The organism is Streptomyces flaveus (assembly GCF_014647675.1).
Classification (GTDB): Bacteria; Actinomycetota; Actinomycetes; order Streptomycetales; family Streptomycetaceae; genus Streptomyces; species Streptomyces flaveus.
Genome location: NZ_BMPQ01000033.1, coordinates 1 through 14,414 on the forward strand (window position 1 = coordinate 1; position 14,414 = coordinate 14,414).

Genomic DNA, 14,414 nt, shown 5'->3' on the forward strand with positions numbered 1-14,414 from the left:
GCTGAGACACCCGACACGGCTCTCGTCCACGCAACGACACGAGAGCGGCAGCGCCGACAGCCCGCGAAAACACAAGACGAACACGAAGAGCGGGGCTCACTTCGGCACGGCCGCCATCACTCACCTACACCACCGTGTCCGCGGTCGGCCGCAGTCCCGGTCCGCCGCAGGGACCAAGCCCCGGAACCTCGGTCACCGACACCTGGGTTCCGTTCCGGACAAGGAGTTCACCATTAAGATCGGCATTCTCGGCACCGGGAACATCGGCAAGACGTTGACCAGGCGGTTGAGCGCGGCCGGGCATGAGGTGAAGGTGGCCAATTCGCGCGGCCCGGAGACGATCGAGGCGGACGTGCTGGCCTCGGGCGGACGCGCGGTGACCGCGGCGGAAGCCGTAGTGGACGTCGACGCCGTGATCCTCTCCATCCCCTTCGACCGCATTTCGCAGGTCGCACCGCTGATCGCCAACGTGCCGGCTGACACGGTGGTCATCGACACGTCGAACTACATCCCGCATCGGGACAACGGAATCGCGGCGATCGAGGCCGGCCAGGCGGAGAGCGTGTGGGCTGCCCAGCAGCTGGGCCGGCCCATCGTCAAGGCATGGAACTCGATCGGAGCCGAGTCGTTCGCGTACAGGAACAAGCCGGCCGGAAGCGCGGACCGCATCTCGCTCCCCGTCGCGGCCGACAGTCCGCGAGAGCGTGACCTGGCCATCGCACTCGTCGAGGACACCGGGTTCGACGCCTTTGATGCGGGGCCGCTCGCGGAATCCTGGCGGCAGCAGCCCGGCACGCCCGCCTACTGCACGGATCTCACCCGGCAGGAGCTGCCGGACGCACTGGCGGCGGCGGACCCGGCGCGATCACCGAAGCGGCGCGACCTCGGGTTCGCCGTGGTCCAGGAACGCTTCGGGGCAGGCGTGCAACCAGACGCGGAATACCTTGTCCGCCTGAACCGCGCAATTTGCATGTGAGCAGGGACGGGGCCGCTCTGTGTAGGAGTCTCACCATGTCATCCCCCCACCAGACGCCCATTGGCGTGGGCATCGTCGGTCTTTCCGCCAGGCGCGGCTGGGCTTCTCAGGCCCACCTTCCCGCGCTGCAACAGCTGGACGGCTTCGAACTGCGCGCACTTTCGGCGAGCAGCGCCGAGTCCGCGCGGCAGGCTTCGGAGAAGTACGGAGTCGCGCAGTTTTTCGGGACGGCCGGAGAGCTGGCGGCGGCCGACGGGGTCGACCTGGTGGTGGTCACCGTGAAGGTGCCGCACCATCGGGAGATCATCCAATCCGCCCTGGCCGCAGGGAAGATGGTGCTCTCCGAGTGGCCGCTGGGCAACGGCACCGCGGAGGCCGAGGAGCTGGCGACCGCCGCTGCCGAACGCAAACTGCGCACCTTCACCGGGCTGCAGGCACGGTCCGCCCCCCTTGTGCGCTATCTGCGCGACCTGGTCGCCGACGGATACGTCGGCGAGGTGCTCTCGACCAGCCTGGTAGCGTCCGGCGGGAGTTGGGGAGCGGTCTTCTCCGAGGACGGTGCCTACCTACTGGACCGCGCCAACGGCGCAACCATGCTGACCATCCCGTTCGGGCACACCCTGGACGCACTGACCATGGTGCTCGGCGATGTCGGGAAGGTCACCACTGTCACCGCCACTCGCCACCGAGAAGTCAGGGACCCGCAGACCAGCCGGGTCTTCCGGCCGAACGTCGCCGACCAGGTGGTGTTCGGCGGCGGGCTCTCCTCCGGCGCGGTGGCCTCCGTGCACTACCGGGGCGGCCAGTCCCGGGGCACCAACTTCCACTGGGAGATCAACGGAACGGACGGGGACCTGGTCATCACCGGCGACACCGGACACCTCCAGGTGGGCGAGTTCAGCATCGCCGGGGCGCACGGATCCGACGCCGAGCTCAGCCGCCTCACCGTACCCGAGCGGTACTTCGACCCCGCGCTCCAAGGGCTGCGCGGCACCCCCGCATACAACGTCGGCGCCGCCTACGCCCAGATCCAGCGCGACCTGACGGAGGGCGGCTCCGAGGTGCCCGACTTCGCCCACGCAGCCCGACACCACCGACTCCTCGACCGGATCGAGCGCACGGCGGAGCACGCCTGACCGGAGTCCTCGGAAGGGTCTTCGCCACGCGGCGGGCACTCGCGGCAGCGTCGCTCCCGGCGTGGACTATTCGCGGGCAAGCGCCACGGAGTCCTGAGCTCCTGGAACGCTCAGGAGCCAGGGCCTTCGAAGCCGTATGCACAGGATGGAATCCTGTTACTGATCTCTTCGGTTTGTTGTCGGATGGCGGGTGAGGGTGAGTCTGGTGCCGCTGAGGCAGCCGTCGATGAGGTCGGGGCGGTGCTGGATGTGGCGCAGGCCCCGGCGGAGGGTGCGTTCGAGGTGGTCGTCGTCGGTGAAGGCGACATTGGCCAGCGGGCCGCGCCGTAGCAGCGACCAGATGCCCTCGTCCCGAACAAGGACGCCCTCCTGGACGGCGTGGCCGAGATGCTGCTCGCCCGGATCGACTTCTCCGGAGCGGACACCGGCACCTGGCAGGACCGCATCCGGGCGCACGCCGTCGCCTTCCGCACAGCCGCCAAGCAGCACCCCAAGGCGTTTCAGCTGGTCTGCACCCGCCCCACGCAGTCACCGGCGGCTCTGGAGAGCATCCGCTCCGCACTGGGCGCCATCACCGAGGTCGGCCTCGCACCGGAGGAGCAGGTCCACGTGCTGCGCAGCTGCGCACGACACGTACCGGCCGCCGCCGGCAGCGTCCTCGCCGCAGCCGCGCCCGAGCTCGCCAGTCACGTCCAGGCCGTGGCGTTCGACGCGGACACCGGCCGCCTGGACGTCGCCCCCGATGCGTCGGCGTACGGCACGAAGCTGCGCTGGAGCGCACCGCAGCTGATCGCGGCGGCCGAGAAGGTCCCCGGCGCCAACGTCCGCACCCTGCACGTCCTGGCGCTCTCCTCCGGAAAGATCGGCCCCGCCACGGCGGCCGCCGACCCGAACCTGCCATGTTCGAACCGTGGTTCGGCTTTTTGGTCAGGGGGTGGGGGTGGAGGTGGGGTAGAAGGCGTTGATCTCGGCCAGGACGCGGTCGGGTGCTTCGTGGACGAGGAAGTGTCCGGCGCCGGGGACGACGGCGGAGGTGGCCTGGGGGGCGGCGCCCTGGATGGTCGGCAGGAACAGGTCGGCGAGGGCGGCCTGGGTGATCATGTGGACCGGGATGGTCAGCGGGGTGTCCTGGAGTTTGGTGTTGTCGGCCTCGTCCTGGGTCAGGGTCCGGTAGAGCCCGAAGCCGGCGTGCAGGACCTGGGGGCGGGAGAACACCCGGACGAACTCGGCGAGTTCGTCGTCGGAGACGTTCTCGCCGGCGGTCTTCATACTCTGGAAGAAGCGGGTGAGGAAGGTTTCGACCCGGCCGGTGACCAGTTCCTCGGCGAGCGGATTCTGCATGAAGAAGGAGAAGTGCCAAGATACCGATGCGAGGGTGGCGAACTTCAGGTTCTTGCCGACGAGGGCGGCGTCTATGAGGAACAGGCCCGCCACCTGGTCGCGGTGCTGGGCGGCCAGTGGGTAGGCGACGTTGAGGCCGTGGTCGTGGGCGACGACGTGTACGTTCTCGTGGTGGCCGAGGTGGTTGAGCAGCTTGTGGACGTAGGTGGCCAGGACCGTCTTGGTCATGGAGGGCGGGTTTCCGGTCGAGTCGCCCAGGCCCGGCAGGTCGATGGCGATGACGGTGCGGCCGGGCAGCAGCGAGGGCATGATCGGGCGGTACTCGTACCAGCTCTGCGGCCAGCCGTGCAGCAGCACCAGGACCTGCGGGCCGTCGCCTCCGATGACGTAGTGCATCTGTACGTCGTCGATGGTGGTGAAGCCGTGCCGGAAGTGCTTGTTGAACTCGGCGTCGTCCTTGGTCGCCGTGTCGTAGCCGGGGCTGAGCGGCTCCTCCGACTCGACGGCTGCGGCGGTGGTGAAAGCGTTCATGGCGGTGTTACGTCCTTTTTTAGGGGTCCTTCAGAAAGATCGTGTTGTGGCACGGTGGAGATGTACGTAATCCCGTGTCCCGTGTTTTCTGTGGGGTGTGACCATGGCGCGGCGGAAGCCGTGGGAGGTCAGTGACGGGTTGTGGGTGGTGATCGAGCCGCTGTTGCCGAAGCATGAGCGGCGGTTCCGGTACCCGGGGCGTAAGCGGATCGATGACCGCAGGACGCTCCAGGGTGTGCTGTTCGTCCTGTACACAGGTGTCCAGCCTGTACACAGGTGTCCAGTGGGAGTTCCTGCCGCAGGAGTTGGGGTTCGGTTCCGGTCCTACCTGCTGGCGGCGGCTGGCCGAGCGGCAGGAGGCCGGGGTGTGGGAGGAGCTCCAGCGGGTGCTGCTGGACGGGTTGCGGGCGGCGGACCGTCTCGACTTCTCCCGCGCCACCATCGACGCCTCTCATGTGCAGGCCAAGCGGGGCGACGCAGCCCGAAAGTCGGTCCGAGCCGGTTGACCGCGGGCGGCCGGGCTCGAAGCATCACGTGCTGACCGATGCCCGCGGCACTCCGCTGTGGGTGTCGCTGACCGGCGGTCACTGCCACGATGTCCCCCGGCTTCTGCCGCTGATCGACAGCCTTGGGCCGGTGCGGGGCAAGCGGGGCCGCCCCGGCGCACACCCCGGGTGCTGTATGCCGACCGCGGCTACGACTACGACCTCTATCGCCGCCGACTGCGCGAGCGCGGCATCACATGGAAGATCGCTCGACGGAGCCGGCCGCACGGCTCGGGCCTGGGCAAGGTCCGCTGGGACGCCGAGTCCGCCATCCCCTGGCTCCATGGCCCTCGCCGCCTGCGGAGCCGGTGGGGAGTACGCGACGACATGCACGACGTCTTCCTGCAACTCGCCCACTGCATGACACTCGCCCGCAAGCACCCGGCTTATTGAAAGCACCCCTAGAAGCGATGTGGCCACGTGAGATGGATGACCCGCCGGGAAATGCGCCAGCCGTCATCGGTGCGTCGCAGGTCGTCGGCGTAGACGACGCTGGCGACAGTGCCGCCCTCCAGCAGGCTCAGACCTTTGGATCGGGCCCGCGCCTCGTCGCCCGGGCCTTCCGACACGACGATGTTCGTCGTGTGGTGGGCTTTCGCGTGTCCGGGGGCGTTCATGAAGGCCGCGATCGCGTCCAGCCCGACGACCGGGTCGCCGCCGAAGACGCTGCCGTCCCACACCGCGTCCTCGGTGAGGCATTCGCCGAGACGGTCCAGTTCGTGGTCGTCCATGATGTGCGCCCACAGCGCCAGGGCCCTGCTGATTTCGACAGTGTCCTCATTCGTGGGTTTCACGTTCGGCTCTCCATTTTGTGCGTTGCTGGATCAGGCCTTGGCGCCGCTCAGCATGGCCAGCACCTGGTCGTAGGCGCCGTTGACCTCGGCGATTCCCTCCCTCGCCGCAGGGGCCGGGCGCGCCCGGCACTCTCGACTATGGGGGTGTATCGGCGGGGGCGGGAGAGGATCACATATCCATGGACCGACGATCCTCCCCAGCCGGCCACCATGGAGATCGTGCGCAAGAAGGAGCTGCGGACCCGGGAGTGTCTGGTCCACCCGCTCCAGGGCCTTCGCCAAGCCCGTGCCCGTCGTGCGTATCGGCGGCCGGCGCAGCCGCTCCAGCTCCGAGAGCTTGCGCCCCTGCGGTACCCCGAGCAGCGCCACCAGATCCGCCGGCAACGACGCGTCCGCCCGCCGTGCGGCACCCGCGACCGTGGCGTACAGCCGCTTCTCCGCGACCGCACCGCGGCGACCTGCTTGGCCAGCACCGAGACACCCGGCAGCAGTACCCGGTTGCGCCGCAGCCACCCCACCGCCTGGTTGAACAGCGACACCGGCCCCTCGGCGCCTGTCCACGACCGGCCGCGGAGGAACGTCCGGAACTTCCGGCCCCCCCTCGGCATCCTCGAAGGGGTGGTAGCCGTAGGCGTTCCGGATCTTCCCCTGCGTGCTCGTACGCCGTCTTCAGCCGCTCGGTGTACCGCTTCACGCACGACGGGTCCTCGATCCCCAACTGCGCGGCCAAGTGCTCGACCACCGACCACGGCACGTCCAGCGGATCGTCCACCAGGAACCGGCCGACATACCGCACGGTGCACATCTGCACCGCGAATCCCAGCTGGTGGCCTTCGTCCGCCGCAACGCGATCAGGTCCCGATCCACGAGGCCCGAGCTGGAGCGTCGGTCGGGGGTGCCGACCGAAGACCGCAGCGCGGAGGCCTGTAGGAGCCGGATTCGGTTGTGTCGGCAGCCGCGCGTCGGTGACCTTCTGGCGCATGCCGGTCGGCCCTACCGGACCGTCGGCAGCAAGGAGTTGTGGACGAGTGCCGGGGGTAGGGGCCCGGTGCCGGTGGCGCACATGCCGTCGAAGGTGAGCCGCAGGTAGCGCCGCCAGGCCGACGGATCGGCAGCCAGCAAGGGTGCGGCGGTGTAGTACACGCCGCAGATCAGCAGCATCACGTCCTGCCCGTTCAGGTCCGCACGGAGTGAGCCGTCGCGTTGCGCCCGCCGCGCCAGTGACTCGGCTGTTGCGATCAGCTGCTCCTGTCCGGCCTGTATCTCCGGGTGCCGAACATCCGACACCATGCGGAGTGCCTCCGCGAGCGCCCGGTTGTTTGCGTAGAGATCGACGCCCGCGCTCATGAACTGCAGCAGGGCGGTGTCGGCGTCGGCCTGCTCGGCCTGCCGGCGGCCCACTGTCACCAGCCCGTCGATTTCCTCGCTGATGATCGCGGCGAACAGGTCCTCCTTGGTGGGGAAATGCCGGAAGACGGTTCCCTTTCCGATACCCGCCCGTGCCGCGATCTGCGCAGTGGACGCTTCCGCGCCGTGCTCGGCGAACACCTCCGCGGCAGCCTTCAACAGCGCCTTGCGCGTCCGCACCGCGTCGGCTCTCATCCGTCGCGCGGGCGGCGCTGCAACGGCTTCTTCTTCAGTGCTCATGGGTCCACTCTACGCAACATGACCGAGCGGTCCGGTTAGGTGGTACGGTAGTTAACATGACCAGCCGGTCCGGTTACGGTTCGTGGCTGTGGCCGGTCCGGCGTTTCCTCATCCCATTGGAGAACAGAGCACCATGAGCAAGACACTCGGCTTCATCGGCAGTGGCAACGTCGGCGGCATCTTGGCCCGCCTTGCTGTCGCCGCAGGCCTGGACGTCGTCCTGAGCAACTCCCGCGGCCCCGAGTCCCTCGCCGATCTCGTCGCCGAACTCGGCCCCCACGCCCGGGCGGCCACTCCCGCCGAGGCCGCCGAGGCCGGGGACCTGGTGGTGGTGTCCATCCCGCTGGGCGCCTACGAGAAGATCCCGGCAGAGCCGCTGGCGGGCAAGATCGTGATCGACACGCTGAACTATTACCCGGAGCGCGACGGCCGCATCGCCGAGCTGGACGCGAACGAGCTGACGAGCAGCGAGCTGGTACAGCGCCACCTGGCCGACTCCCGTGTGGTCAAGGCGGCCAGCAACATCGTCTCCAGCCAGCTGCTCAGCCTTGCCCGCCCCTCGGGTGCGCCGGACCGCAGTGCCATGCCGATCGCCGGCGACGATGCCGCCGCCAAGGCGGAGGTCGTGGAGTTGCTCGACATCCTCGGCTACGACGCGGTGGACATCGGCACGCTCGCCGACAGCTGGCGCAGCGAACCGGGCACGCCCGTCTACGGCAAGCCCTACTACGGGGAAGTGCCCAAGGACGTGAGCTTGGACAAGACGATGGAATGGATCTTCCAGACCCCGGGCGTTCCGGTACCCGCCGACCGCGTGAGGGAACTGACCGCCACAGTTGTCCGGGGCTCCGCGGGCGGCAGCTTCTCGGTCGACGCCTGGACCTGAGTCCAGAACATCGCGGAAGAAGAGGTGGAACCGGAACTCCTGACCGGGTCCGGACACCGACCCACCGCGGCGGTTCCGGCCGCCGGCGGGGAGACAGACGCCTGCGGCTGCCGCCCCGGCTGCGACTGCTGCGGCTGAGCCGACACCTGCACGAGGCAGAGGGACCCCGGCCGTCACACGGCCGGGGTCCTCTTCGGCCCAGACCATCGCCGCGAGCGTGGTCTTCCCGAAGCCCCCCCGCACCGTGCAGTCCGGCCGCAGCGGTGATCCCCACCGACCGCAACCGCCGTCGACGGCCCAGCTCAGCCGCCACCTGCCGGACCTGTGCACGGTTGACTACCCACCGCGGCATCTCCGGAGCCGCTGGCGGTGGTGGGTCCTCGGCCGTCGGCGAAGACTTGACCTCGTGGAACAGCGCATACAAGGCCAGCAGCAGGGCTAGCGCCAGACCCACGCCCAGGACGATCCACGCGTGTCGCAGAACCTGGTCGAGCGGACCCGGCCACCGGTCCTGACCGGTGGCCGCGTTCTGCGCCAACGACGTCACCGCACTGACCACCGCCGTGATCACGGCCGACGCAGCTAAGCGGGAGTGTCCTGGCCAGCTCGATTTCGCGGACGTTTTCCCAAGCCAGAGCCTGGGCGAACGTATGACCTAATAGTCGCTCTGGATCTGGCCCTGAGACGATCATCGGGGCACCAAGTCGGTCGATTGCAGGGCGGGGACCTGGCAGAACTTCAGAGGGCTACGACCGACGACTTAAACACTGCGGTAGCCGGTCGGAGAACTCCAGCAACGCCATGGCCAGTCCCCTAGCGCTGTTGAGCTGCACTTTTGCGATCCTCGGCCGGCGCACCACTCTCCGCCCCTAGAGAACTCCTGAAGCGCTCATGGCGGAGCGTCAGACCGGGCCGGGGTGGAGGACCGGGCGGGCGTACACATCCCACAGTTTGCCGAGGAACAGCATGCCGAACCTGGCCAGCCCCGCGGCGCGGGCGGCGGGGGAGGGGCCCTCCACCCGGAAGGTGGTGAGTTCCCTCAGGAAGTCCGGTACGCCCAGCCGGAGCACTCCCTCTGCCGTCACCTCGCCGATGGCCTCCTCGCCCTCCGGTACATGTCCGCGCAGTACCCGTGTGTGAAGGGTGGTGGTCTCGCTCCACATCCGCAGCGGGTTGCCGCTGTCGACGGTCTTCACTCCGACGAGGGTGAGCGGCTTGTCCTGGTCGTCGGTGAAGTGCAGCCGGTAGCGCATCTCCTTGCGTGTGGGATCGCCGTCGTCGACGAGCAACTGGAAGGTCCCGCCGGTCAGTTCCCGTACGCCGCCGAAGGCCGGGCAGCGCACCTGCCCGGTGACCGACGCGGTGTGCCGCGGGTCGCCGGCGAAGCGTTCGACGTTGTCGGTGGCGATCGTGAGGTGCACCGAGAGGTGTACGGACTCCTCGCCCACCCCGAGGGTGACCCCGCCGCGCATGTCCTCGCTGAACCGCAGCGACACCGGGGTCTCGAGGAGCGGCTGGGGGAGAGGGTCGGCCAGCGGGATCTTCCGCTCCGCGCACCACGAACGAGCGGTCTCGACCCCGCGGTCGACCGCCTCGTGCTGCCGGTCACCGCTGAAGTTGATCAGGTAGTGGAGCGGTACTTCCGCACGCAGAACGTGCAGTTCGATGTGCCGGCCGAACTCGCCCGGCAGGCCTGCCGCGACGGCGGCGTTGTTCCGCTCGACGCGGTCCACCACGCGGCGGAAAGTGCCGTTGGCCGCCGCCTCGATGATCTGGAAGTACTCGGCCACGAAGCCGGGACGCCACTCGCCCCGTTCGCTCACCGTCCAGATCACCCAGATCTCGTCGGCGCCGCGGTCGATCGCCTCCTCCAGGTTCGCGTCGGTCACGTACACCGGGTCGATGTAGGTGTCGCCGTCGATCCGTACCGGCGGGAACCACATCGGCAGCGACACGCACGCCGCCAGGAAGTCCTCGGACATCCGGGCGGGGGGCAGTACCTCAAGCTCCTGGCGGGTCACGTTGTAGACGTTGAAGGTCGCGTCGAGGGCCGATGACCGGATCTTCCGCCAGTCCAGCCCCCACATCGGGAAGACGTTTCTGCGGTACGCGTCGAGGGTGAACAGTGACTCGGCATAGGCCAGCCGCGCCAGCTGGCGGACGTTGACCGACACCCCGGCCTTCGGCTCGGTCCGGCGCCAGGCGTCGGCGATCTCGGTCCCGGACATGCCCTGGCACATCATCGCGAGGTTGAACGTGCCGCCGCTCGCGCCGTCGACATGGTCGAAGACCAGTCCCGCCTCGTCGAGCCACACCTGCAGCACGCCCGCCTGGAACGCCACTTTGATCCCGCCGCCGGCGAGGATCAGGGACCGCTTGGTGGCACGTGGGGGTGCGGTCTCAGGCGCCTTATCGGTCATCGGACGCTCCTTCGGTGCGGAAGAGACGGGGAAGACGGGAAAGAGGGCCGGTCGACGGAACGCACGGAATGGGAACGTGCGGAATGCGGGGGCGTACGAAGACGTCCCACACCGACCCGGCGAAGAAGATCCCGAACCGGGCCAGGGCTTCGGCCTGGCGCACCGGATTCCGGGTCCCCGTGATCCGTACGGTCGTCAGCTGCCGCAGGAAGTCCAGAGCGTCGAGCCGCAGCACTCCGGAGGACAGTGCCGCGCCGTCGGGTGTGTGGCCGTGGCGGACCGTCGTGTGCAGTGTCGTGGTCGCGTCCCAGATGTCATCCCAGACGTCGATCCGCCCGTGGTCCCGCACGTCCTTGACGCCGTCCAGCAGATACGGCTGCCCGTCCGCCCCGAAGAAGGGCAGCGTGTACAGCATCCGCCGGGCCGCCGGAGCGTCTGAGGCGGTCAGCAGGTTCACCACCCCGCCGGACACCTTCGCTCCCTGCGGCCCGGTGACTCCCCGGACGTGCACCGTGCCCGTCGCGGCCATCGGGTGGGCCGGGTCGTCGAGGGTGTCGGCCAGTACCGGGGCGGTCACCGTCACCCGGAACCGGGCGGGCGCCGCCTCCTCGCGCGGTGCACCGCCTCGCACGGTGCCGTGCATGGTCTCGGTGAACGTCAGCCCGGTTCCCGGGGCGCTCGGCGCCGGGGTGCCGCCCACCGGGATCCGCACCTCGTCCAGCGGATCGGGCACGGGCACGGCGAACTCCCGCTCGGGCGCCCGCCACTCGGCCCGGTCGGTGATCCGGCGGATGGCCGCCTCGATGTTCCGCTCGGCCACCGCCGCGATGGTGAAGGACGGATTGACACCCGTCGCCTCCGGCAGGCAGCCGCCGTCCAGCACGAACAGGTTCGGGTAACCGAACACCTCGCCCCCGGCGTCGGTGACTCCGTCCGCCGGGTCGTCGGCCATCACACAGCCGCCCAGGTTGTGGACCGAGACCGGAATGTGAAGCGACCGCCACAGCGGATTGGTTCCGGACCGGCCGCCCAGCGCCGCGGCGACATCGGCGCAGAACCGTTCCTCGGTCTCGTAGAGCCCGAGGTTGTCGCCGAGGTTCCACGAGATCCGCAGCTCGCGGCTGACCGGGAGCAGCGAGATCCGGCCGTCGGCGGTGTCCCGGCCCATCGCCAGGAACACCGCGGTGTGTTCATCCGGAACGTCCATACCGTCCGTACGCTCCGGCCGGGTGCCGATCCGCTCCCGCCCGGCGCTGCGGATCGCCGCCAACGCCTCGTCCTGTGAGCGCAGCAGACCGGCGAAGCGCGGATCGCCCTCGTCGAGGAGTCGGATCAGTCCGGCGATCTCGCGTGGGAAGGCGCCCTCCTGGAAGACGAACCAGCGGCGGCCGCTGCCGGTGCCACGGTCGTGCACGATGCCCGAGGTGATCACCGGCCCCCGGGACGGCTCCAGGGCCTTGTCGGTGCCGAAGGCGAACCCGAGGTAGTCGCCGTTGCCCGAATAGCGGTGGCCGAGCCGCTCGGACAGCTCCGGCAGCGTCCCGTACTCGTCACGACAGCGCAGCAGCAGCTCCGTACTGTTCACCGCGCCCGCCGCCAGAATCACGACCGGCGCGCTGACCGTCTGACTGACCCCGGTCGTGTGATCGGTGTACGTGAGCCGGTAGCCGGTGACGCCGGACAGCGGTTCGATCCGGGTCACCTCGCAGCGCGTACCCACCTCGGCGCCGTGATGCTCCGCGACAGCCAGGTAGTTGAGATCCAGGGTGTTCTTCGCCTGGAAGTTGCAGCCGATGTCGCACTCACCGCAGTGACGGCAGCCCGACTGGGGCACGCCGAACTTGTTGGGCCGCATGACCTCCGGTTCCCCGAAGTCCACCGCGAGCGGGAGCAGCGCGAACTGTCCCTCGCGACCCATCGCCCGCGCCGCCTCCCGCATCGCCATCGTCTTCGGCGGCAACCCGAGCGGCTGCCGCTCGCTGACCGGCGTGAGGTCCAGCATCCAGGCGACGAGGTCGTAGTACGGATCGAGCGCGGCGCGGCCGTAACCGCTGGGCCAGCCCCGCTCGAACCCGTCCTCGGGCACTCGGAGGTGGACATTGGCGTACAGGTGGGAGCCGCCGCCGTAGGACGCGCCCTGGACCACGGTCATCTCACTGAAGGGCCGTACGTCGAAAAGCCCCTGGTCCTTCGACCACAGCCAGCCGTTCAGCGGGTTGTCCCAATCCCGGGGGAAGCCCCCCAGCGGGTAGCGCCGCCCGCGCTCCAGAACACCGACCCGCAGGCCCGCCTGAGCCAGTCGGCAGGCGGAGACCGCGCCGCCGAAACCGGTGCCGATCACAAGTGCGTCGTAGCTTCGGCGCATTCGTACCAGCTTCCTTTCGTCATGGGCTCCGCCCTGTCCGAGCTTCATCGCAGGGATGGCCGCGTGCAATACGAGGACATTTGTACAGGCCTTATGAGGCGTCTTACGGATGGCGCCTCATGGGCGGGGCTCTATGGGTGGCCGATGAGGCCAAATGGGTGGTCGCCTGCGAATCCGGGATTCGGGGCCGCCCGCACACGGAAAGCGTAGACCGACGTATGCCCGGTACTGATTCCGCTCCTCGCCGCAAGGGGTCCCAAGGACCCGGCCCGCGAGAAGTGCCGACACATCAGCCGTTTCCCGAATTCCCCCGACCCAAGAGGTGGGCACCTTGACGCAGAGTCCCCCGACAGCGACCGACGTGCTGTCCCCCGATGGGCATGACGCGCAGATGATGCGATCCGTACTGGAAACCGGCGGGCTGTGGACCGTCGACACTCGGGCTCCGTCGTACCGGCAGCTCCGGCCGTTCAATCAGCCGGACGGGGCGCGGTACTCCCAGCTCCCGGAAGCCGACGAAGAGAGCGCCGCGTACTGGGAGACCGACGGCTTCCCGGTCCACAAAGGCCTGTCGACGCATCTGGCGGGTATCGAGGAGCATCCAGATCCGGTAGCCGCCCATGTCATGGCCGTCTGTTCCGGCTACGCGTATTCGGGGGCGGAAACCGTCTCGATGATCATGGCGAGACTGGGGCTCGAGAAGAACCACTGCCGCCTGATCTCGGCAACCGTCGACGCCATGTTCATCTGCTCCAGGGCATTTCTGATCCAGAGCGGCGACGGGAAGGTGGTCATCCTCTGCTACAGAGGCACCGAACCGACGAATCTGGCCAATGGGCTGACCGACGTCGACGTGGAACCGGAGAGGATCAACTACCAGTTCGAAGATCCCTGTGCCAGCGTGCACGCCGGCTTCTACCGCAATGTCCGGGCAACGCGCCACGAGGTCATGGAGGCGTTGCGGCGCGCCGTGGCGGGGCGATCGGTGCGTAAACCGGTGGAGGGCGAAGTGGAGGGTGAATCCGACAGGATGCCGGGGAAGCTCGAGGCGCTGTACATCACCGGGCACAGTCTCGGAGGGGCCATGGCCTCGATGCTGGCGGTGATGCTGCGGCACGAGAAGAAATACGCGGCTGTCGCCGAACTCCTCAAAGGGGTATACACGTTCGGTCAGCCGATGATCGGCGATCCGAGTCTCGCCAGAGCCTGCGAGAATGACCGGGAATTCAGCAGGAAGATCATCCGGTACGTTCACGGCGACGATGTCGTTCCGCATTTCCCGCCGGTGACAGCGGGGCCGTACGAGCACTTCGGGCGCGAGTACCGGTACCGGATCTCGCACCTTCAGCAGAGCGTGTCCGGCTGGTTGAGATACCTGGGATCCTCGTACCAGCCGCAGACAGGGGCATGGCGCGAAACGGATACGTACACGTCACAGATGTCGAGCTTCCTCGGATTCGCGCTGGGCGCGACGACGCTGGCCGCACGGAAATCCCAGATCCTGCGGGCTCTTCCAGTCGTGTACTCACTGGAGGACCATCTTCCCGCCCATTACATCGGGGCCCTGACCCCTGGGCGCGTATCGGATGAATTCGGCGATTGACCTCGATCGTTCGATCGTTCATGAGTCCCCGTCAGTTCGCTGACGGGGACTCTGCGTTGTCGGCGAAGGCATGAGTGCCGCCGGAGTCGGTCAACGTGCTGCTCATGCGTGCTGTTCATGGAGTGGCCGGGTGCTCCTCCTCAACTGCCGTGCACGTCGCGGCTCGGCGA

Annotated in this window: 10 protein-coding genes and 4 pseudogenes; 6 read left to right on the top strand and 8 right to left on the bottom strand. The window is 68.5% G+C overall.

Annotation, left to right across the window (positions count from 1 at the left end; genetic code table 11):
* The first annotated feature begins 244 nt into the window (after positions 1–244).
* Positions 245–976, top strand: a complete 732-nt coding sequence (locus tag IEZ21_RS38715) for an NADPH-dependent F420 reductase (protein WP_281399661.1) — start codon at positions 245–247, stop codon at positions 974–976.
* A gap of 35 nt (positions 977–1,011) precedes the next feature.
* Positions 1,012–2,112 carry a Gfo/Idh/MocA family protein gene (locus IEZ21_RS38720; protein ID WP_189326524.1) on the top strand — a complete coding sequence of 367 codons (1,101 nt, stop codon included), beginning with the start codon at positions 1,012–1,014 and terminating at the stop codon, positions 2,110–2,112.
* 156 nt (positions 2,113–2,268) lie between these two features.
* On the opposite strand, the pseudogene IEZ21_RS38725 reads toward IEZ21_RS38720, so the two are convergent.
* Positions 2,269–2,460 (bottom strand): annotated as a pseudogene (locus IEZ21_RS38725) (IS630 family transposase); the annotation flags it as partial.
* A 39-nt stretch (positions 2,461–2,499) separates the two neighbouring features.
* On the opposite strand from IEZ21_RS38725, the pseudogene IEZ21_RS48980 reads away from it, so the two are divergent.
* Positions 2,500–2,700: pseudogene (locus IEZ21_RS48980) on the top strand (TetR/AcrR family transcriptional regulator C-terminal domain-containing protein); the annotation flags it as partial.
* A gap of 98 nt (positions 2,701–2,798) precedes the next feature.
* Here the strand turns inward: IEZ21_RS48980 and IEZ21_RS38735 are convergent.
* Both IEZ21_RS38735 and IEZ21_RS38740 read right to left on the bottom strand, forming a co-directional pair.
* Positions 2,799–2,942, bottom strand: coding sequence for a hypothetical protein (locus tag IEZ21_RS38735; protein WP_189326525.1), 144 nt, complete (start codon positions 2,940–2,942; stop codon positions 2,799–2,801).
* Positions 2,943–3,039: 97 nt separating this feature from the next.
* Positions 3,040–3,984 carry an alpha/beta fold hydrolase gene (locus tag IEZ21_RS38740; RefSeq protein ID WP_189326526.1) on the bottom strand — a complete coding sequence of 315 codons (945 nt, stop codon included), beginning with the start codon at positions 3,982–3,984 and terminating at the stop codon, positions 3,040–3,042.
* A 103-nt stretch (positions 3,985–4,087) separates the two neighbouring features.
* Between IEZ21_RS38740 and IEZ21_RS38745 the strand changes: the two are divergent.
* A pseudogene (locus IEZ21_RS38745) lies at positions 4,088–4,922 on the top strand (IS5 family transposase).
* An 8-nt stretch (positions 4,923–4,930) separates the two neighbouring features.
* On the opposite strand, the gene IEZ21_RS38750 reads toward IEZ21_RS38745, so the two are convergent.
* From IEZ21_RS38750 to IEZ21_RS38760, 3 genes and pseudogenes are all read right to left on the bottom strand, one after another.
* Complete coding sequence (locus tag IEZ21_RS38750; protein ID WP_189326527.1) at positions 4,931–5,323, bottom strand: nuclear transport factor 2 family protein; 393 nt, start codon at positions 5,321–5,323, stop codon at positions 4,931–4,933.
* 252 nt (positions 5,324–5,575) lie between these two features.
* Positions 5,576–6,190 (bottom strand): annotated as a pseudogene (locus IEZ21_RS48985) (DUF4158 domain-containing protein); the annotation flags it as partial.
* Positions 6,191–6,316: 126 nt separating this feature from the next.
* On the bottom strand, positions 6,317–6,970 hold the full coding sequence (locus IEZ21_RS38760) for a TetR/AcrR family transcriptional regulator (protein ID WP_189326528.1): 654 nt from the start codon (positions 6,968–6,970) through the stop codon (positions 6,317–6,319).
* Between the two features lie 133 nt (positions 6,971–7,103).
* Between IEZ21_RS38760 and IEZ21_RS38765 the strand changes: the two genes are divergently transcribed.
* Positions 7,104–7,856 (top strand): NADPH-dependent F420 reductase, encoded by a 753-nt coding sequence (locus IEZ21_RS38765; RefSeq protein WP_189326529.1) that lies wholly within the window; start codon positions 7,104–7,106, stop codon positions 7,854–7,856.
* Positions 7,857–8,758: 902 nt separating this feature from the next.
* On the opposite strand, the gene IEZ21_RS38770 is transcribed toward IEZ21_RS38765, so the two are convergent.
* Positions 8,759–10,276: a patatin-like phospholipase family protein gene (locus tag IEZ21_RS38770; protein ID WP_189326530.1), complete on the bottom strand. Its 1,518-nt coding sequence runs from the start codon at positions 10,274–10,276 to the stop codon at positions 8,759–8,761.
* Complete coding sequence (locus IEZ21_RS38775; RefSeq protein ID WP_189326531.1) at positions 10,266–12,641, bottom strand: GMC oxidoreductase; 2,376 nt, start codon at positions 12,639–12,641, stop codon at positions 10,266–10,268. The genes IEZ21_RS38770 and IEZ21_RS38775 overlap by 11 nt, the downstream gene beginning before the upstream one ends.
* 331 nt (positions 12,642–12,972) lie before the next feature.
* On the opposite strand from IEZ21_RS38775, the gene IEZ21_RS38780 reads away from it, so the two are divergent.
* The gene (locus tag IEZ21_RS38780; RefSeq protein ID WP_189326532.1) at positions 12,973–14,244 is read left to right on the top strand and encodes a lipase family protein; all 1,272 of its coding nucleotides are present in this window, start codon (positions 12,973–12,975) and stop codon (positions 14,242–14,244) included.
* Positions 14,245–14,414: the final 170 nt, after the last annotated feature.

Excerpts from the sequence above, each read along its gene's own strand:
- IEZ21_RS38720 (WP_189326524.1), top strand. The coding sequence starts at position 1,012 with ATGTCATCCCCCCACCAGACGCCCATTGGCGTGGGCATCGTCGGTCTT.
- IEZ21_RS38740 (WP_189326526.1), bottom strand. The coding sequence starts at position 3,984 with ATGAACGCTTTCACCACCGCCGCAGCCGTCGAGTCGGAGGAGCCGCTC.
- IEZ21_RS38760 (WP_189326528.1), bottom strand. The coding sequence starts at position 6,970 with ATGAGCACTGAAGAAGAAGCCGTTGCAGCGCCGCCCGCGCGACGGATG.
- IEZ21_RS38765 (WP_189326529.1), top strand. The coding sequence starts at position 7,104 with ATGAGCAAGACACTCGGCTTCATCGGCAGTGGCAACGTCGGCGGCATC.
- IEZ21_RS38770 (WP_189326530.1), bottom strand. The coding sequence starts at position 10,276 with ATGACCGATAAGGCGCCTGAGACCGCACCCCCACGTGCCACCAAGCGG.
- IEZ21_RS38775 (WP_189326531.1), bottom strand. The coding sequence starts at position 12,641 with ATGCGCCGAAGCTACGACGCACTTGTGATCGGCACCGGTTTCGGCGGC.